The organism is Reinekea sp. (assembly GCF_046710285.1).
Taxonomy (GTDB): Bacteria; Pseudomonadota; Gammaproteobacteria; order Pseudomonadales; family Natronospirillaceae; genus Reinekea.
This window is the reverse complement of record NZ_JBKEGY010000026.1, coordinates 1-20,526: the sequence shown is the minus strand read 5'-3', so window position 1 is coordinate 20,526 and position 20,526 is coordinate 1. Positions and strand designations below refer to the sequence as shown.

Annotated in this window: 17 protein-coding genes; 7 read left to right on the top strand and 10 right to left on the bottom strand. The window is 43.7% G+C overall.

Annotation, left to right across the window (positions count from 1 at the left end):
* Positions 1-125: 125 nt before the first annotated feature.
* Positions 126-1,343, bottom strand: a complete 1,218-nt coding sequence (locus tag ACI882_RS15115) for an ammonium transporter (RefSeq protein WP_411744426.1) — start codon at positions 1,341-1,343, stop codon at positions 126-128.
* Between the two features lie 27 nt (positions 1,344-1,370).
* Positions 1,371-1,709, bottom strand: a complete 339-nt coding sequence (locus tag ACI882_RS15110) for a P-II family nitrogen regulator (protein ID WP_411744421.1) — start codon at positions 1,707-1,709, stop codon at positions 1,371-1,373.
* Between the two features lie 350 nt (positions 1,710-2,059).
* Here ACI882_RS15110 and ACI882_RS15105 point away from each other — a divergent pair, with 350 nt between their 5' ends.
* Together ACI882_RS15105 and ACI882_RS15100 are read left to right on the top strand one after the other, a co-directional pair.
* Positions 2,060-2,305: an accessory factor UbiK family protein gene (locus ACI882_RS15105; RefSeq protein WP_411744420.1), complete on the top strand. Its 246-nt coding sequence runs from the start codon at positions 2,060-2,062 to the stop codon at positions 2,303-2,305.
* A gap of 168 nt (positions 2,306-2,473) precedes the next feature.
* Entirely contained in the window at positions 2,474-3,070 is a 597-nt protein-coding gene (locus ACI882_RS15100; protein ID WP_411744419.1) for a hypothetical protein, read from the top strand.
* A 160-nt stretch (positions 3,071-3,230) separates the two neighbouring features.
* Here ACI882_RS15100 and ACI882_RS15095 read toward each other — a convergent pair whose 3' ends face one another.
* Positions 3,231-4,028, bottom strand: a complete 798-nt coding sequence (locus ACI882_RS15095) for a PEP-CTERM sorting domain-containing protein (protein WP_411744418.1) — start codon at positions 4,026-4,028, stop codon at positions 3,231-3,233.
* Between the two features lie 214 nt (positions 4,029-4,242).
* On the opposite strand from ACI882_RS15095, the gene ACI882_RS15090 reads away from it, so the two are divergent.
* On the top strand, positions 4,243-5,079 hold the full coding sequence (locus ACI882_RS15090; RefSeq protein ID WP_411744417.1) for a substrate-binding periplasmic protein: 837 nt from the start codon (positions 4,243-4,245) through the stop codon (positions 5,077-5,079).
* Positions 5,080-5,236: 157 nt separating this feature from the next.
* Here the strand turns inward: ACI882_RS15090 and ACI882_RS15085 are convergent, their stop codons facing one another.
* The 3 genes from ACI882_RS15085 to ACI882_RS15075 form a co-directional block, all read right to left on the bottom strand.
* Positions 5,237-6,595 carry a serine hydrolase domain-containing protein gene (locus ACI882_RS15085; RefSeq protein WP_411744416.1) on the bottom strand — a complete coding sequence of 453 codons (1,359 nt, stop codon included), beginning with the start codon at positions 6,593-6,595 and terminating at the stop codon, positions 5,237-5,239.
* A gap of 219 nt (positions 6,596-6,814) precedes the next feature.
* Positions 6,815-7,891, bottom strand: a complete 1,077-nt coding sequence (gene fbaA / locus ACI882_RS15080) for a class II fructose-bisphosphate aldolase (RefSeq protein ID WP_411744415.1) — start codon at positions 7,889-7,891, stop codon at positions 6,815-6,817.
* Between the two features lie 106 nt (positions 7,892-7,997).
* Complete coding sequence (locus ACI882_RS15075) at positions 7,998-9,161, bottom strand: phosphoglycerate kinase (protein WP_411744414.1); 1,164 nt, start codon at positions 9,159-9,161, stop codon at positions 7,998-8,000.
* 428 nt (positions 9,162-9,589) lie between these two features.
* Between ACI882_RS15075 and udk the strand changes: the two genes are divergently transcribed.
* Positions 9,590-10,225 carry a uridine kinase gene (gene udk, locus ACI882_RS15070; RefSeq protein WP_411744413.1) on the top strand — a complete coding sequence of 212 codons (636 nt, stop codon included), beginning with the start codon at positions 9,590-9,592 and terminating at the stop codon, positions 10,223-10,225.
* Between the two features lie 53 nt (positions 10,226-10,278).
* Here udk and ACI882_RS15065 read toward each other — a convergent pair whose 3' ends face one another.
* On the bottom strand, positions 10,279-11,913 hold the full coding sequence (locus ACI882_RS15065) for a methyl-accepting chemotaxis protein (RefSeq protein WP_411746537.1): 1,635 nt from the start codon (positions 11,911-11,913) through the stop codon (positions 10,279-10,281).
* A gap of 146 nt (positions 11,914-12,059) precedes the next feature.
* A complete protein-coding gene (locus ACI882_RS15060) occupies positions 12,060-13,580 on the bottom strand; it encodes a DUF3612 domain-containing protein (protein ID WP_411746536.1) in 1,521 nt (506 codons plus the stop codon).
* Positions 13,581-13,784: 204 nt separating this feature from the next.
* On the opposite strand from ACI882_RS15060, the gene ACI882_RS15055 reads away from it, so the two are divergent.
* The 3 genes from ACI882_RS15055 to ACI882_RS15045 all read left to right on the top strand — a co-directional run bounded on the left by ACI882_RS15055 (position 13,785) and on the right by ACI882_RS15045 (position 17,288).
* Positions 13,785-14,348 (top strand): malate synthase, encoded by a 564-nt coding sequence (locus tag ACI882_RS15055; RefSeq protein WP_411744552.1) that lies wholly within the window; start codon positions 13,785-13,787, stop codon positions 14,346-14,348.
* A gap of 196 nt (positions 14,349-14,544) precedes the next feature.
* On the top strand, positions 14,545-16,443 hold the full coding sequence (locus ACI882_RS15050) for a hypothetical protein (RefSeq protein WP_411744551.1): 1,899 nt from the start codon (positions 14,545-14,547) through the stop codon (positions 16,441-16,443).
* A gap of 110 nt (positions 16,444-16,553) precedes the next feature.
* Entirely contained in the window at positions 16,554-17,288 is a 735-nt protein-coding gene (locus tag ACI882_RS15045) for a DsbA family protein (RefSeq protein ID WP_411744550.1), read from the top strand.
* Positions 17,289-17,345: 57 nt separating this feature from the next.
* Here ACI882_RS15045 and ACI882_RS15040 read toward each other — a convergent pair whose 3' ends face one another.
* Positions 17,346-19,019 (bottom strand): glutamine--tRNA ligase/YqeY domain fusion protein, encoded by a 1,674-nt coding sequence (locus ACI882_RS15040; protein WP_411744549.1) that lies wholly within the window; start codon positions 19,017-19,019, stop codon positions 17,346-17,348.
* A gap of 115 nt (positions 19,020-19,134) precedes the next feature.
* Positions 19,135-20,526: hypothetical protein (locus ACI882_RS15035; protein ID WP_411748531.1), on the bottom strand; the 1,392-nt coding region annotated here is incomplete at its 5' end.

Below are 20,526 nucleotides of genomic sequence, written 5' to 3'. Positions count from 1 at the left end.
CACGAACAGTCGCGATTGACCGATATAATAACGATAGTTGTCATTTTGCGCTGAACAAAAAAAAGGTGCCTTTCGGCACCCAAAATCATTCGCTATTTATAATAGGTTTTTTGATTCACCAGCGTTTAAGATTTACTAAACTCTGGGTATGCTTCCATGCCACACTCAGTAATATCTACACCTTCGTACTCTTCTTCTTCGGTCACGCGGATTCCGATAACAGCCTTCAAAATACCCCAAACAATTAACGAGGCACCAAATACCCAGAAGAAAATTGTCGCCGCACCACCTAGCTGGCCTAAGAAGGTAGCATCGGTAGTAAAGGGAACAAGCATGACACCGAGCAGGCCACAAACACCATGTACAGAGATGGCACCCACTGGGTCATCTATTTTTACCTTATCTAAAGCCAAGATACTAAAGACCACTAAAATACCGCCCATTGCCCCAAACAAAGTTGCAAGAACTGGCGTCGGCGAATCTGGGCTTGCCGTTATGGTTACTAAGCCTGCTAAAGCACCGTTTAGCACCATAGTTAAGTCAGCCTTTTTAAATAAGATACGAGCTAGCAAAAGTGCTGCAATTGCTCCGCCCGCTGCAGCTGCGTTGGTATTCAAAAATACAACTGCTACTGAGTTTGCAGTCTCAACCGTAGAAGTTTGCAAGACCGAGCCACCGTTGAAGCCAAACCAACCCATCCATAAAATAAACGTACCTAAGGTCGCCATTGGCAGGTTAGCGCCAGGAATTGCATTTACCTCACCATTTGGACCATATTTACCTTTACGTGGACCTAACAGCAATACGCCTGCTAATGCTGCAGCTGCGCCTGCCATGTGCACAATGCCGGAACCTGCAAAGTCTGTGAAGTTCAGCTCATATAAACCGAAAACAGCTTCTTCACCCCAGGTCCAGTTCCCTTCCATTGGATAAATAAAGCCAGTCATAACGACTGCAAATGCTAGGAAGGCCCATAATTTCATACGTTCAGCCACCGCGCCCGACACAATGGACATTGCTGTTGCAACAAACACAACTTGGAAGAAGAAGTCGGCAGAAGGAGCATAGGTATCGCCGCCTTCAACGCCTGTACCAGTTATCCCTGTTAAAAACATACTGCCTAATTCTGGATACATTATCGAGTAACCACAAATTAAATACATGACACATGAAATGGCAAACAAGGAGATATTTTTAGTGAGTATCTCGGTCGTATTTTTAGAGCGCACCAAGCCAGCTTCTAACATAGAAAAGCCCGCAGCCATCCACATAACAAAAGCGCCACAAATCAAAAAGTAGAATGTATCCAGCGCGTACTGTAATTCAAAAACTTCATTCATAATTATTCTCCAGTATAGTTGTCCGAGTTATTAGATTGCGTCATTGCCGGTTTCGCCGGTTCTTATTCGAACAGCTTGCTCAATAGGGGTCACAAATATTTTTCCATCGCCAATTTTTCCAGTATTCGCTGCTTTAGTTATGGCTTCGATGGCTTGATCTACTATTTCGTCGGGGATAACAACTTCTACTTTGAGTTTCGGCAAAAAATCCACAACGTATTCTGCTCCGCGATATAACTCGGTATGTCCTTTTTGACGACCAAAGCCTTTCACCTCTGTGACGGTAATGCCTTGAACACCAATTTCAGAAAGCAATTCACGGACATCGTCCAACTTAAAAGGCTTAATAATGGCTGAGACTAATTTCATAGGTTTTGCTCCATCTAAAATGCCGCTACGTTCTGATGAATTTCACGGTAGATCTACTTGATGCGACTAGGAGAGCTAATCACTCACCTAGTCGCACCGATAAGTTACGCGCTACAATACAAATGCCTTTTGCGTTTGCATGTACCTTTAAAGGTTCATTTTTGATATAGCGAAGGTCGTGCCAACTACAAAAACCTTTTGAAAACAAAGGGTTACCGATTTATTCATTAATTAAGTTAAAATAAGATGCACCACCATGTAGCGCAACGCTTCTTACATGCACCATAAAAGAGTGTCTTTGACCTGTTTTAGCGCGCTGCCAATGAATTGATAAAAGCACAGGAATACCGATGAAAATACCAAATGATGTGATGGAACAGTTGGCCAACCAAATCAACGAGCTGTTGAGCCAAGGACAACAAATAAAACAAGAAGTTCGTGACAATATAACCGGCCTAATCCAACAACAGGTCACTAAACTGGATGTCGTTAGCCGTGAAGAGTTTGAAGTACAGCAGCAGATTCTCGAGCGAACACGCGCGCAATTAGATCAATTGCAGCGCCAACTAGATGAGCTAGAAAAGAACAACGCTTGAGCCTAGGTGTATATTGCCCGACACAAAAACCTTAGATTTAATGAGGTGACCTCCGACACTATCAATGACCATTCATCAAGTTAATATGATGCTGACTACTTATTCAGCGTACATTCATCAAATACTTGTATGGTGAGATAATTTCAACGCACACAAGGAGGACAGTACATGCCCTTTCAAACCAAGATCAAATGGATAAGCGCGTTATGCATCGTTAGCGCTGCAAGCAGTACTGCGTTTGCTAAAGAAACCCTGATAGATTTAGAGAATGCTCGAATTGGCGGTTTTGGCGGCCCTTTATTTAAGGTCAGTCAAATTAAAAATACTGAGACCTTTGAAATAGGCGGCATGGGCGGCGCTACCTTTACTACAGGTAAGCACTCACTGATGCTTGGCGGCGGCGGTTATGGTTTAGTCAATGAAATCCGCTGGGGTACCAACAACCATCTCGAAGTGGGCTATGGTGGCCTTATGTTTGGCTATACCTATGACCCTGAGGCGTTAGTGCACATTGATACTTATTTATTATTAGGCGCTGGTGGCGCCTCAGTCATCGACGCGCGTGATGCAAATAATCCGGTCGAGCTAGGTAGTTTCTTAATTTCAGAATTGACCACGCAAGTAGAAGTCAACATTACTGAGTTTATGGAGATAGGTTTGGGCGCAAGCTATCGTTTGACCACCGACCCAGATATCACTGGCTTAACTGCAGGTGATTTATCAAAGCCAAGCGTTCATATCAGTTTTCAGTTTGGTTCACTTTAGCTAAGTACGACCCCATATAACTTTGAGATTACGCAGAGTTCAGCAGCCCATTGCTTGAAATCTCGGTCGCCGTAAACCCTTCCATGGGGGCTTGATTGAAAAACATCAGACACAAAAAAACCGGAAAGCCGGTTTTTTTGTGTCGAAACTAATCTATAGATTAAGCAACGATTTGAGCATTACTTTTACGACGTGCAATTAACAAACCAAATATACCCATTCCAAACAATGCGAATGTTGCTGGCTCTGGTACGTCAGTAACTTCCCAGCTGCCCATTAGGTTGTCGTTTCCACAACCCATTGTGAAGTGGCTGTAGAATGCAGTTGACTCACCTAGAGAAGCATAGATAGCAGAAAGGTCAAAGCTCATGGCATAGTGATCGCCACCTTCAAAACCAGTTTCGGCATCAGATAACCCGCTTTGCAAACCTAATGAACCCGTTCCAATAACAGCATCGTTATCACCAGAAACATAACGCCAAGGACTAGAGCCTTCATTTTGCTGATAATAAGCACCTTGAACCATAGATGTCTCATCAATGGCCAAAATGTTGTATGAATTATTATTAAAATCGATATCTAATACGTAGTTATAGCCATACACATTCGCCTCAGGAAGGTTAGCGTCAGAACCTCCACGATGGATGTCCCCGTATACTGGCGTACCTGTAGAGAGAAACAAATCGCCTGAATCAAAACCATCTTCACCATCTTTGAAGTTATAACCACCGACTAAGGTTAAAACGTTACCATCTATAAAGGTGCCTTCTAAATCCCATACTTGAGATTGAATCATACCTGGCTCTGTTTCTTGGTCTTCACGGTCACTCGCCCAACCTGAACCTTGATAGTTATTATCGCTGATGGTGACATCCGTTCCAAACATACCTGCATTGGCTTGCAAGGCAAAACTGAGCGTTGTCGCGGCAACTAAGCCTTGGACTAATTTTCTATTCATAAAACAATTCCCTTCGTTTATTTCAATTGAGATCTTTTCAGGTATCTACTGGTATCCAAATATTATGCCAACTCATAGAACAGCCAAAACTGAGGGGTTCATCACATAACAAAGCCGAACATGTAAAATATGCCGACACTATGCTTTCGCTTTTATGATGTATGTAAAAAGTACCGACAATCTCACTGCTGCCCCGTAGTTTAGAAGCGGCTCCATGAACATTTTATTAACGAGCCCACCACTACGCAATTTATCGACTATAGTATTAGGGTCTTTTTTAAGAGATAGGCATTTTAGTCGGATGCGATTTAGTGGCTTCAACTATTTATTGTTATTTTGTCTGTGCTGGTTACCAAACGCATTAGCTTTTGGCGAAACACTGACATTTGTTAAACACAATTCAAAACCCAAATATTTAGAAGACAGTACAGGGTTATGCGATCAAATATACTCGGTATTAGCAGAACAGTTAAAGCCGTATGGCATTGAGCTGCTCGTTGATCCAACATTATACCCCGCTAAGCGGCTTTTAAGCATGGTTGAAAATGGGGAGGCAGATGGTTTTTGTGGTTTAGAAAGAACTCCAGATCGTGAGAAAACGTTCACTTACATCAGCCCTTCTCTTTATACCGTATCCTATTTATTACTCGCTCATGAATCTGAGAGTTTTATCCCTACATCGGTTGATGACATCATCCGCCACAACAGCGTTGTTGGTACTTTCTATGGCACCAATTCATCACGCTGGTTAAAAGGCCATGCTGGGCTGTTAGTTAATGATAATTTTGACTCTTTAGATGCCGCTATAAAACTCGTCGGAATGAAAAAACTACGATATTTTTATTATCATGATCTTGCACTAAATTATTACTCTAACGACAGCCAGTTCGAAGTTAAAACGCTACCAACTAGGCTGCAACATAAGCCGCATTGGCTTGTGCTCAATAAGAGTCTCTCAGACAAAACCACTCAAGATTTAACCTCAGCTTTAGCTGAACTATACAAATCAGGGCAAATTAAAAACATATACGATAGCTTCTTAGTTGAATAACCGACCTTGACTCAAAAGCGGATGCATTACACGGAAGATAATGCCAAAATTTTAAAAGAACTAGGTTGCGATATAGGTCATGGTTATCTGTGGTCTGAACTGCTCGATGCCAAAGAGTTTTATCTATGGCATCAGCAGAAAAACCTCTAATTCAACTTTACTTAAACCAATCAACTATCGTTGAAAAGTTTTCATCGCCTATGTAATCGCCCTTTGACCAACCTAAACGCACGACGACTAACTGCTCATCTGGTACAACTAAAACTCGTTGCTCACGATTACCTAAAGCGGCATAACTGTTCTTCGGTAAACTCGGCCAACGCATGGTTTCACTGCCTTTATTTAGCCACCATTGATAGCCATAAGAACCTTTATTTTCTGAGCTGTTCGGCGTGATGGATCGCTCAACCCAACTTTGCGTCACAAATCTATGTCCATTCAGTTCACCTTTATTAAGCATTAGCTGACCTATTTTCGCCCAATCCCGAGCGCTGGCAAACATATAAGAGCTACCCATTAAAAGCCCCTGAGCATCGGTTTCTAACACCACAGATGACATTGCCAAGGGTCGGAAGAACCGGTCATATATCTCAACAATATCTTGTTGATTCGAACCCTCTAGTCTCTGATGAATTATGTCTGACAATAAATTAGCCGTGCCTGATGAGTATTCGAAGTATTCCCCCGGCGTATGTCGAAGTTTAACTTTCTTCATGAACTTAGCCGTGTCTTCAGATTGAAAAAGCATCTTGGTTGCTATTTGTCCAGGGTCGTATTCTTCTTCGTAAGCTAAGCCGTCGGTCATGGTCAGTAAGTCTTCTAACCGAATGGCTTTGCGCTCATCTTTCCATTGCTTAAATAAATTAGTGTCATCTACATCAACCAGAGCTTCCATCTCTAATTGGCCTATGAGTAATGAGTTAACACTTTTAGTCATTGACCAACCTAAAAGCGGCGTTGAACTGTCGATACCTTTGGCATAAGACTCTGCGACAATTTTGCCGTTTTTAACAACCAGTAATGCTCGGGTGTCGTGGCCTTGTTGGTTATCACTCTTAAGCATTTGATCTAGGTTAGTCTGAATGTCATTATCGATGGTAAAAACAACATCGCCTTTAGGCCATGCCGCCAACGGCGCAACCACCGGTGCAATAGCAATGCTTTTCCTTGGATCACTCTGTTTATAATCTAGATAGCAGCCAACGCCTTGCTGAAAAGAAGCACTGCGTGCAAAGGGTCCAAGCGCTGCAACAACGGTTTTACGATCATCATTATATTGATAGTTGAGTAAAGCCAATATCGACGAATATACTTTAATATCTGCGGCAATTTTGTTTTCATTAAAACCCGACACATATTTGGCCGAGCAAGCCAATTTAGCACCAATTCCAGTCGCCACCGACGGCGCATTGGCGAGGTATTTTGGCGAGTAACCTAAACCCCAATAGGCGACCGCTAACAACAACGCGATCACCGCAGCGGAAGCACTCAATACTCGAATTAACCATTTTTTCATCGTTAAACTAACCTTGTTATTATTGTTGAACGTACCATAGCACTGTGATCTGCGTTATCAACACAGTCTGTGGTTTTTCATGAAACTAGGGCATTAATCTTTGAGATTTATACTCGATGACTCTAAAAATCTAGGTAATTCATCATTCCTTTTATTTCTGTCGAACACAAAAAAAGCCGAGTGTAAACTCGGCTTTTTAACTAGTCCGTATAAACTAAATTAGTTACGGTCTATTGCATTCAATTCTTTGAAGGCTTGCTCTAAACGAGTAACCATACCAGTTTGTGCTGCACGTAACCAAACACGTGGGTCATAGTACTTTTTGTTAGGTGAGTCTGCGCCATCTGGGTTGCCGATTTGGCCTTGTAGGTAATCGCGGTTTTTCGCTTCGTATTCACGAACGCCATTCCAAGTTGCCCACTGAGTATCAGTATCGATGTTCATTTTGATCACGCCGTAACTGATTGACTCTTCGATCTCTGCAGCAGAAGAACCTGAACCACCATGGAAAACAAAGTTTAATGCGTTTTCAGGCAGGCTAAATTTCTCTGAACAGTATTTTTGAGACGCATCTAGAATAGAAGGCGTGAGCTTAACGTTACCCGGCTTATATACGCCATGAACGTTGCCAAATGAAGCCGCAATGGTAAAGCGAGGAGATACGGCGATAAGCTGTTCATAAGCAAATGCAACTTCTTCAGGCTTGGTGTATAAATCGGCAGTATCAACATCGCTGTTGTCTACGCCATCTTCTTCGCCACCTGTAATGCCTAATTCGATTTCGATGGTCATACCCATCTTATCCATACGCTTTAAATATTCAGCACAGGTTGCTAGGTTTTCTTCAATAGGCTCTTCAGATAAATCAAGCATATGAGAAGAGAACAAAGGCTTACCTGTTTGTGCGAAATGCTCTTCACCTGCATCTAATAGACCATCGATCCATGGCAGTAATTTTTTCGCCGCGTGATCGGTGTGAAGAATAACCGGAACACCATAAGTTTCTGCAATGGCGTGTACATATTTAGCACCGGCAACTGCACCTTTAATCTGTGCTTCTTGTCCTTCTAGCTTTAAGCCTTTACCTGCAAAGAAACCTGCACCGCCATTTGAAAACTGAACGATCACAGGAGAGCCTACTTTTGCTGCGGCTTCAATAACTGCGTTGATAGAATCGGAGTTAACAACGTTCACTGCCGGCAATGCGAACTTCTCTTGCTTAGCAATTTCGAATACTTTTTGTAGGTCATCACCAGATATAACACCTGGTTTAACAACATCTAGAATTTTAGTCATATTAAGTCCTTACTTAGTTACTGGATTTTGAAAGCACTGTGGCGCACTTCCAGAAAACTGAATTCAACCGAAGAGAATCATTGTGACTCTCTTCGGATCGTTATGATTACTGCTTTGCACGTTGCTCTAAAATTTCAACAGCGGGTAGCTTTTTACCTTCAACAAACTCTAAGAAAGCGCCGCCGCCTGTCGAGATGTAAGAAAACTTATCTTCCATACCGAACTTCTGAATGGCCGCAATACAATCGCCTCCACCAACAACTGAAAACGCATCGCTTTCGGCTATGGCATCGGCTATAGCGCGAGTACCTTTGTCGAAGTTATCAAATTCAAAAACGCCGGCAGGGCCATTCCACAAAATAGTTTTGGCGTTTTTAATAACTTCAGCGTAGCGTGCTGCCGTTTCAGGACCGAGGTCTAGGATTTCTTCATCATCGGTAACCTGATCGACCAACTTGATGGTCGCTTCAGCTGTAGCAGAGAATTCCGGCGCCGTTCGAACATCAATCGCTTCAGGAATGTCTAGCTCTGCCATTAATTTTTGAGCTTGTGGGATTAAATCTTTTTCACACAATGACTTACCGACATTAAAACCACGTGCGGCAACGAAGGTATTTGAAATGCCACCACCAACGATTAATTGGTCGCATACTTTAGAGAGGCTTTCTAGAACGGTTAGTTTCGTAGAAACTTTAGAACCACCTACAATCGCCACCATTGGGCGAGCTGGTTTATCCATTGCCTTGCCAAGCGCCTCTAATTCACCAGCCAATAGTGGGCCGGCGCATGCAATAGGTGCAAATTTAGCAACACCGTGTGTTGATGCTTGAGCACGGTGAGCAGTACCAAAAGCGTCCATCACATAGACATCACATAAGGCAGCCATCTGTTTAGAGACTTCGTCTTCGTTCTTTTTTTCGCCCTTATTAAAGCGAACGTTCTCTAGAATTACTACATCGGCATCGCTATCGACACCGTTAAGCCAATCTTTTACCAGAGGAATATCTTGGCCCAATAATTTACCCATGTACTTCGCTACAGGAGCTAATGAATACTTTTCTTCATACTCGCCTTCAGTTGGTCGGCCTAAGTGAGACATGATCATCACTTTCGCGCCCTTTTCTATAGCTAACTTAATGGTCGGAAGAGACGCAGTAATGCGCTTATCAGAGGTGACCTCACCAGCATCATTTAAAGGTACGTTTAGGTCTTGGCGAATCAGCACTCGCTTACCAGCAAGGTCTAAATCGGACATTTTGATAACAGACATGTGTTTTCCTTTTTAGTCAAATTCAAATTATAAACTGGCCCTAGTGTAGCTGCTACGTGCTTATTTATCACCCGAAATGTAGTTTTATTACAGTTTCGTTGACACTGGTCAGAAACCTTTCTTTCACTATTGGGCGACACGAGCAGGAAAACCTTCTAAAATCCCCCGATAAGCTAGTTTTAGAGCATTGTACTCGAGAACTGAAGGCAGACTACAGAGTTTTAGTTGATAGCTAAGGCCATTATTAGCCTAGCTGGAACTATAGAATACAATTGGGCTTAACATATAATCTTGTATTTGAAATTATTAGACCGCCTCGTACTCGTACTTGGACAACAATAGCGAACTTATGAAACTCGGTTATCTCTGGCGACATCGCCCTTTAAACCGATTATGACTGATTAAACACTCTCTTTTAAAAGGCCTCTATGAACGAGTCATCTATTTTTATTGGTATTGCCGGCGCGTCTGCTTCAGGCAAAAGCTTATTGGCGCATACAATTCACAGCGAATTGGCCAGCGAAATGGGCTCGGAGGCCGTAACCACTATTAAGGAAGACAGCTACTACAAAGAGCGTAGCGATTTGTCGTTTAGTGAGCGTGAACAAATAAACTACGATCACCCCAATGCCTTTGACCATGGCTTACTCATTAAGCACCTTGACGCCTTAGCAAAGCAACAAACTATTGATGTCCCAGTTTACGATTACACTCAGCACAATCGCTCAGAAAAGACGACGATGCTAGCACCAGCGCGAGTCATTATCGTGGAAGGGATTTTGTTGCTTAATGACAAAGAAATTCGTAAACGACTCGACGCAAAGGTCTTTATGGATACCGATTTAGATATTTGCCTATTGCGTCGACTAAAACGTGACATTGAAGAACGTGGCCGTACGGTCGATTCAGTGGTTGAACAATACAGAAGAACCGTTCGGCCTATGTTTATGGAGTTTGTACAGCCTTCAAAGCAATACGCCGATATTATCGTGCCACGAGGCGGCAAAAACAGAGTTGTTATTGAAATGCTCAAAGCACGAATTATTCAAATGCTCTCTAAGTGAGCATAGCGCATAGTCTTTACGACAGTGCGCTATAGGATATTACCTTAACCTGCCTAGCTCAGCTTAAACCGAGACACTGACTTATTTAGGGCCTCGGCCACTTCACGCACCTCAAGAGATACGCTACCGTTTTCAGCGGCCTGCTCTGCATTGTGTGTTGCTAGATCAGACAGCCTAACTAAGGTTGCATTCACTTCTTCCGCTACGTGCGACTGCTCTTCAGTTGATGTCGCTATTTGCATTGAGGCATCGCTGACTCGCGCCGATGCTGAATCAATATTAATAAGGCTTTCAAGCATTTTGGCAGACTCTGCAACGGTTTTTTCAGCAGCTACATTGCCTTTTTCGATCGCATTAACGGCGTTGTTCACACCACTTTGCAACATTTCGATCATCGTTTGAATATCATCTGTCGATTGCTGTGTTTTACTCGCAAGCGATCTTACTTCATCAGCGACGACGGCAAAACCTCGGCCTTGCTCGCCTGCCCGTGCAGCTTCGATGGCAGCATTCAGCGCCAGTAGGTTAGTTTGCTCCGCAATACCTCGAATGACATCTAACACTGAGGCTATTTTTTGTGAGCTTTCTGCAAGTTCTGATACCGTTGCAGATGCTTCAGATACGGTATCAGACAAGCCTTGTATTTGGTTTAAAGAAGACTCAGTCAACAATTTACCATCGGCGGTCAACTTGTTAACTTCATTTATTTCGCCAGCGGCCAATTGAGCGTTTTGCGCTACTTCTCGTATTGCTACCGATAATTCATTTACCGCGGTAACAGCCATATCCACCGACTCTTGCTGCTCGTTGCTGGTATTTTGAACTTGTTGTGCGCCTTCGGCCATTTGCTTGACTTCGTCAATCATGATTGTTGATTGATCTACAATGCCTTTAATTAGCTCTGTTAAACCCTCCATGAGGTGGTTAACCTCATTGGCTACTTCACCTATTTCATCTTTTCGATTGCTGGTAATGCGTTGGGATAAGTCACCATTACCACTGTTTAAAACACTTAAACTGTCTCTGAGTTGATAAAGCGCTAAAGACATGGCTCTAGGCGCATAGATCCCCATCCCAAGGATAGCCAAGACGACGACTGCGGTAACAATGAACAAAAATGAAGAGCCTATTTCTACTCGGGTCGATAATTGCTCAGCAAGGAGCGCACTATTCGCGTCGGCAGCAACACCCGCAATGTCATAAAAGTCTCTTAATATACCAAAAGTAGAAATTGAAGCCCCATCACTAAGGTTTTTAGCTGCCTCAAGATTTCCTTGTCCGAGCAGATCAAATACTTGCTGGGAAGTATTTAACCAGGTCTCAAAAGCCCCTTCAAAGCCACTAACTTTAGCGGCTATGTCTTTATCGGCCTCTAGCAAGCCAAGTAATACATACATTCTGTCATAGGCTTGCTGAGCATTTTCTTTGTATTCGGCAAGCTCATTCGCTAAAGAGTCTTTATTTGTATAATTCAATAGTGCATTCAACTCTGCAACACGTGCCTGGTATAAATCACGGTCGGCGTTAAGCACCGAAGAAATAGCGGGCGTATATGCGGTTGAAACTCGGTCAAAGCCATGCCGAAAATCATTTAACAAACTAAATGTCATAAAACTTGACACGGCCATGAGTAGACCCACCCCAACAAAGGCAATGGTGTATTTAACTCGAATACTACTAAGATTCATGTTCTCTCTCCTATTGCAGCACTAAACGTCCTGTAACTTACGTCATCGGCCTATACACAGAAATATTTAGCTAAGGAAAGCACAAATATCGAGTTTTGCTATTATTTTTGGACAGATTCATTTTAGGTTGCGGTAAAACTATCCGCTTAACTTTGGCAACGCCCATAACAGCTTGGGTTTCTTGGGCAGGTTTTTCCTCTTGGGCATATCAGCTTGGCATCGGTGTGTATGGCTCGGTCTACCCAATTAATATTAAGAATTTTAGCTACACTGGCTAAGTCTTGTTTCATTTTACGCGGCACATGGGTAACGCCATTATTCACACTGCATTTATCGCGTAATTCAGCCGCCATAGTTAACGCATCGCCGCCTTGCGCCGTAATAGCAGGGTTTAAGTCAATGCCTGCACACAAGACATGCTTATTACCAGCCATATCGCCCACCCGAATAGATTCACAGACATAGATTCGCGGTTCGCCATTGGTTTCTAAAATAGATAATTGTGCCGACGGTGCGTCACTTTCTTCATTTATCTTGCGAAACACAGCCCAATGCTGACAAGGATCTTCTACTTCTCGCATATTCCCCCACGGCAAGGGGATGCCGTTACCACGATAAACGGCTTTCAATTTGCCAGGCGAGTAGGCATCAAAGTAATGCCAATGAGAATAAGGCGAAACCGCTGTCATTCGACGCATGGCCACTGAGGCTGAAACGCCTACTTGAAGATGACTTTCAATTTCATAACCGGTTCGGTCGAGCAGTTGCCGAAACGGTACTTTCGGGCACAACAGCGCACCGGCAAAAAAGCTCGATTCAAAATCACGCCAAGCTTGCAAAATATCTTGTGCATCTACGTTGGCGCTTTGCTGTTTAACGGCACCATCTTTATTAAAATAAGCGCCATGGTTGCCACCAATTGTCATAACACTCTTTAAGCTATCTTGGTTATGCAACACGCTGTGGCCAATGTGAGTAGCGAGCTCATATTTCAATCGCGTTGGGTATTGCTTAAGCAGCTCATTTAAATAAAGCGTATTCGGGGCCTCAATATAAGAAGAAACAATATTCTTTGAATACACGCCTAATTCATCAATTGCACCTTGAGGTGGCTTTTTAAACCAGCGAATTGCCAAGCCTTGGTGTTTCGCTATTTTCATCAGCGCTTCTGCTGACAGAGGCATTTGCTTCTTACCAACATCTTCAGCGGCGCGCTCTAAGTCGGGGAAGTGGTTCTGGTGCTGTTCTTGGTAGGCTCGAATCAACAGATGGGCAAACTGTCGCCCTGAAACCCCGGTTTGCGACAGCATCTCTGGAATCGCAATTTGTAATATCTCATTCGAAAATAAAAAACTAGGTTCTAATGCCATACCGCTGATACCGCCACGGCTGCCTTTATTGGGTGTGATTTCACTCTCCACAGGCGAATCATCTAAAAACCAATCGACTGGCTTTTGAAACACCATCGCAATGGTCTCTAGCATTTCAATACTAGGAACCCGCTTACCACGTTCGATCATAGATAAATACGAAACGGAAGGCGCTGAATCTGGCTCATGACGGATACAACGGGCCGACAAATCTTCCATAGTCAGGTTATTTCGCTTACGCAGGTTACGGATTTTAGTCCCCAAAAAATGTGACTGTCGAATTAGGTTTTTTTTCACAGTGGCTCCTTTTCACTTAAACACCCTCATTCCTGGGGGTTTCAGGGCTATTTTTGACGTTTGTGTAAAAACTATAATTGTAAAATTCACAATGTGTAATTTCTTTTGTGAAATTTTAGTCTTTTTTTCACTAGACTGCTAATTATCGGATCAAGGAACAAGCAAAAAAGCTTGTCCTAGTTATTACATAAGAGAGAGAACATTATGACTACTGCACTTTTGAACAACAGCTTCGACACCTTCATAGAAGAGGAAGTTTCATTAATTAGTGAAATGAACTTACAGCGTTCAGCTCAACTAACTCAGTATTCAAAGCGTTTTCTTGATAATCGCTTCCCATTAGCGAAAGGTTCACATAGCGATGTTTGCAGCTATGTTGTTTACTACAAGCATGTTTTAGCATTTTTTGCAGACGGCACCACCACCGGCCTTCGCAAGCCAGCTCAGTTTGTTGCCATGAGCGGCCCGAAAGATGAACCAGAATCAATTGTTTTATGCGACGAAGGTTCACACGTTGAAATCACCTTTAATGCAAAAGGCAGCCTAGGCTCAATGGATAGAGCAGGGATTGATGATATTCAAGTTCAGACGACACAACGTGATATGACCAGCAACACAGCAGCCAATGACGAGCAAAGCCAATGGTTTAGCCTAATGCGCAGTGATGCGCAGGTAACAACGAACAAGCGTGGCCAAACTCAGTGCAACTACCGCACGGGCCATAAAGAGTTCACGGACAAAAACGGTAATGAATACCGTATCAACTAAGCTAACTTAGTGATGAAAAGGCGAAACCCTCTCTCGGTTCGCCTTTTTCATTTTCTGTCCGATCAATTCTCACCCTGAATCTTGAACTAGCCCTCATCCTGACGCCTTTTCGCTTGAATCCCTGTTCAATTAGAGTAGTTTAGTTGCGATAAAAAATAAGTCGTAAAGACAGTCTTAGCAACGAGGAATGTATACAATGGATCAGGCGCGCTACCATCTGATTTTCGAAGGCTTCAAGCCCGGTACCAATAAAACCGCCTTGGGTTATACCCTGAAAACCGACCTCGCCTTAACGGACGCGCAACTCGCAGACCTAATGGCCGAGCGCCGAACAGTTCTCAAAGACAATTTATCGAAAGAAGAAGCCTTAAAGCTCGGCAAATCTTTAACGCAATCTGGTTTAATCATCAAAGCACAAGCCTTAGCCGTTAATCAGAAAAACAACCAAGAAGACCTTCGCAAACATCTAATGGATGGCGGCATCGAACAGTATTTCGCCAGTAAATATAAACACGCTGAAGATGAATTCGACACCCAGCTGAGTTTACTCGTTTTAGCGGCCTTTCCGGTGGTTTGTTATCTTCTATTACCGCTCATCGGTTTGATGTTGTTATTGCCTCTAATTTCAATTTCAATCTGGAGCTCACAAGCTGGCAGTGCGTTTATTCAACTGATCATTGCCACGTTATTTTTCATTCCGCTCATTTGGCTAAGACCTCGTCCAGAAACCATCGAAGGCATAGACCTAGACACTGATACCGAAGAGTTGATGGTCTCTTTAAGCAATGAGATGGCGCATTTTATGGGTGCCCCAAAGTTTAGTCGTATTGTTGTAGTCGAAAGCCCCGTTTTACGAGTGCACCAATCGCCTATCCAATGGCTTAGCAATAAAGCCACGCTTGAACTCGGCCTACCGGTATTAGAAGCGTTAAACCTCCAACAATTCGTAGGCTTATTGGCCATGCGTATGACGCCCACGGCCAGTACCTTTTACAACCGAACTTGGGGGCTATTTATTCAGTGGTATCAAGCACTGCGCGGCCAATATAAACCTTGGGCATTGCTGCTCGATAATTGGGTGTTGCCAATGCACGAACACCAATACAACCGTGGCTTGGCCATCGCTCGTGATGTAGTCGGTCACGAAGAATCCTTAAGGTTAAGCCGAATAGATAAGAACTTTACTCAGATGAATCGAGATTGGCCTGAGTTTATTGGTTTTTGCAAAACACTTAGAGTTCAAGGCACTAACTGGCACCAACTGGTAGCTAAAGAAGCCTCTAGCGTCAAAAATGAAGATGAAATTCAGGCGCTTTTTCGTATGGAAGCACCCGCAATTTGGGCATTATCGACTACAACGGGCTATCAAAAGTCCTTTAGTCGCGCAGAGAATAAGCCGCTGTTTTCAATGCCTGGCGTTCGTTTATGGCAGCAATTTCAACGCTACTACCCACACCAAGAACGCTTTGACAGCAAGTTAATTAAACCTGTTTCTTTAGTGCCACCACTGGAAGCGCCAAAAAAGAAGAACGCACTCAACAGCATTATCTTGAGTAAACAAGCCCAAGATGTACGCAATGCGCAACGCGTTAAAATCGAAAACGCTCTGCAGATGCACGCCAAACCCAAAAGAGAGAAAGATGTTGCCAAGCTGATCGCTAAATGGCGCGCAACCAGCGCAAACTTTTGGCCCGAAGACTTTCAACAGCACAAAGCATTTCCGCTAGCCAAAGCACTGTACCTAGCGCTTCAGGCCACGCAACAGTTTGAACTTTGGGACATTGAAGATAAATTAATAGACGCCAACAAACAAAGTGCTCGAGACCATAAACTCGTGCAATTGTATAAAAAGTGGCTTACACAAATTGCACCCTTGCCGGCCCTACCCTTAATAGACGGTGACTATAAAAAGCTAACGGATCAACTTGCCCTAACCGCTGGCAGTAAAGATATTGCTAATCTTTCAGCACATGATATCCAAAGCATGTATCCTTATTGGTTGTCCTTCCTGACAATCTATTGGACGCTTATTGTGGGTCAGGTGTTCGCACCTAAAACGCTGGCAGATGAAGCTGGCAAGGCTGTTTCACAATAGTTGCGGTAAATAGCAATGCTGGGCAGGTCATTATTTGCGCTGCCTAGTGGGAACTTTTGCTCCTTATCCAGCTCTAACTAACTCCTTACTCTCATTTAATCGGAGCGATCATGCTTTCTCGCTATACATCAAAAATTGTCAGTGTTTTATTTATTGCCTTATTACTAGGTTGTGGCGCTAATGCCGAAAGTCGCTCAGACCAAGAAATTAAAGACCTCGTACGCGGTTATCTGTTAGAAAACCCTGAAGTCATCATGGAAGCGTTGATCATCTTGCAAGAAAAAGAAGAGCTCGCCAAAGCAGAAGCAGCACAGAACGCGTTGCAAGATATGCAAAGCGGCCTAACCCAGAGCAAAATCGACCCTATTGGTGGCAATGTTGAAGGTGAGCTGACCATCGTTGAATTTTTTGACTACAACTGCGGTTATTGCAAACGTGCTTCGAGCACCCTTGCGTCTTTGAAAAAGAAAAACCCTAACTTGCGTGTTGTTTATAAAGAATGGCCAATTCTTTCGCCAAGTTCAGAAACGGCGGCTCGTGTAGCCCTTGCGGTTAACTTACTGTTCCCTGAACGTTATGAAGAGCTTCATGTTGCATTTATGAACAGCAGTAGCCTGAGTTCAGACAATGCTATTTGGGCGGTGGTTGATAAACTGAAATTAGACCGAAAAGCAATCGAGTCTAAATTAAATGATGAAGCAGTGAACCAGCACTTAGCCAACACCACCGCGCAAGCGCGTGCATTAGGTTTAACCGGCACGCCTGCCTTTGTGGTCGGAACCGAAGTGATCAAAGGTGCATTGCCAGAACGTGAGATTCAAAAGGTCATTGACGCGCAAAGCTAATATCGACACATAAAAAAACGGTCACCTAGGTGACCGTTTTTTTTGCTCTGAGATTAACTAAACTGATCGTTCCCAAGTGTCTCTCAGGCCAATCGTCTTATTAAACACTAACGCGCCTGGCTTTGAATCAAACCGGTCAACGACAAAGTAGCCTTCGCGCTCAAACTGGTAACTTGCTTCTGGTTCTGCGGTTGCCAAGCTCGGTTCAACAATGCACTGCTCAATAATCGTTAACGAATTTGGATTAATATGCTGCATAAAATCGCTGTCGCCTTTATCAGGCGTCGGGTGACTAAATAAGCGGTCATAGCTGCGTATTGTTGCTTTTACGCCGTACTTAGCCGACACCCACTGAATAACGCCTCGTGGTTTCGCGCCTTCGACATTATTGCCAATTGAGCCTTCAACGGCTGTCGCTTGAATCTCAACGATGTTGCCTTGGTCATCTTTGGTAAAGCTTTCAGCCTTAATAATAAAGCCGCCGCGTAGCCGCACATAATCACCCGGCACCAAACGCTTGAACTTCTTCTTAGACAGCGAGCTGTCTTCATTAAAGTCATCTTGATCAATGAATATTTCACGAGTTAACGGAATAGACCGTTCACCCATTTCTGGCTGCTGAGGATGCGCAGGTTGGGTTATGGTTTGCTCAAAGTCTTCTGATAAGTTTGCCAATACAACTTTTAGCGGCTGCAAAACGGCCATTGCGCGTGGTGCGTGCTCGTTCAAATCATCACGAACTGCAGCATCTAACATGCCTAAATCGACAGTCGTACCTACGGCTCGGCTAATACCTGTTGAATGGACAAACGAAACAATAGACGCTGGCGTGAAACCACGACGACGCATACCACTGATCGTTGGCATACGAGGGTCATCCCAGCCACTCACCACACCATCATCAACTAATTTTTTCAGCTTGCGCTTACTGGTGACCGTATAGTTTACATTCATCCGGGCAAATTCAATCTGTCTTGGCGTGCTTGGCACCGGCAAGTGCGCAAGATACCACTCATACAAAGGGCGGTGATCTTCAAACTCTAATGAGCACAAAGAATGGGTCACACCTTCCAGTGCATCACCTTGGCCATGGGCGAAGTCATAAGCGGGGTATATTTTCCACTTATCGCCGGTTTGATGGTGCGTCACTTTACGAATGCGATAAATAATGGGGTCGCGCATGTTAACGTTTGGTGAGGCCATATCTATTTTGGCACGCAACGAACAACTGCCTTCGTCGAGGTCACCCGCTTTCATTTTTTCAAATAATGCGAGGTTTTCATCGACACTGCGTTCGCGGAACGGGCTATTAATACCAGGCTCAGTTAACGAACCACGATACTCACGAATCTGTTCTGCATTTAAATCACATACATAGGCATCACCATTTTTTATGAGGTGAACGGCCCAGTCATAGAGCGTATCGAAATAGTCAGAGGTGTATTTTACCTCTCCAGCCCATTCAAAGCCTAACCACTCAATGTCTTCTTTAATGGCATCAATGTAGGCTTGCTCTTCTTTTTCAGGGTTTGTATCGTCAAAACGCAAGTTTGTCTGGCCTTGGAAATCTTGCGCGAGCCCGAAGTTGATGCAAATGGCTTTAGCGTGACCAATGTGCAAATACCCATTAGGTTCAGGCGGAAAACGCGTCACGATCGCATTATGCTTTCCTTCTTTTAGGTCGGTCTCGATGATCGTTCGCAAAAAATTTGAAGCTGTTGTTTCAGACATGTCTTATTTCCAAGTAATTCCAAGGCATACGAACCACCGATTATAACGATAAACGCCACTAAGCATAGGGCTTAATGGCGTTTTCAGGCTCCTCTTGGCTTACCAGCAAGAAATTTTATGCCGATATAGGAAAGTCAACTTCAATTCGGTTAATTTCACCTGTTCGGTTAACAAGCGCTGTTACAACTTGTTCCGATATATTTGTACCCTTATGTTCATTCATTTGGCCATCTGCAGCATAAACCCGAGTGACTAACTCAGCCGATGAAGACACACTGTGATAAATAAACGGTACTTGCGCCATGGTAAAGGCCAAACTACCTTTCGCTAACGTATGTCGCTGCCATTGACCTGCTACATCGAGGTAATTCAGCTCACTCGCTTGCGCTAAAAACTCTTGTTGCCTCAATAAGCCTGGCACAAACGCAAGTTGCCCATGACGCCATACCAAGCCGAGCTCACCAAAACGGGTGATTAACTCTTCTTTGACTTGTCCCGTCATGCCCGGTTGACGAGCAATGCCCGTTTCTGGCGTATGGCTGTATGGGTCCGTTGGGAACGCACCATACTGTTCGGGCGTTTTATTAAAACCGATACCCGCACGGACATCGTAATAACAAGCTTTCAACGCCTCTGCGGTTTCATTGTCATCCGGGCGAGCCATAAACCAATTTTCTTGCACGGCTAACAACAGTTTCGACACCATATGCCAATAGGTGCTGCCTAGACCTTCATAACCAAAGAACGAACCTGAGCGACCGGTAAATGACTTATGGTTAAAGGTACTTTCAAACAAATCAAATAAGGCTACTCGATCTGACTCTGGCAAGCCTAATTCAGCGATGCGCAAGTCAAGGTCTTTGGCGTTACGCAGATTCACATCAAAATGAAATTCACCGGTATCGCTCTCGGTGATGACACGCTGTGTTAATAAGGTGTTTTTACTATCACCTAGAATACTCACTGCTGACGATTCGATTCTGTTTTTATCGATAAAGCGTGGCAGTTTTTTATTTGGGTACAGCAAATAAGTGTGTTGATCTTCACGATACAAGTCACTCTGGCGCAATGCCGTGAGTAGCGTTAAAGATTCTTTCGGGTTGAGTAAGTTAGCCGATAACATGGCAACCTGCCCTTCAAGCATCAAGGGTAAATGCGAAATAGACGCGTCTGTTTTGTTTAAATGTAGAATGTTGTAACCGTGGAAAAGACCATCGTCTCGACGGTTCGCTTGTAAGGTACTAGCTATAACCGGAATAACACTGTCTAAAAATTCAATTAACGTCTGGACGGTCAACACGCTCGTTGCATCAGATAGGCCTGTATCATATACGTCTGCGCGATAAGCATCGGCTGCACTGGCTAATTGCTCAATAACAGTCAAACGTTTTTCGTCGTTAACCGTTGCTAACGATGCGAATACCTCTTTAACCTGATCAAACCATGTTTTCACGCTGCGACTGATCGTGACATCTCCACTCACTGAGGCAAGCGATTCACGCATAAA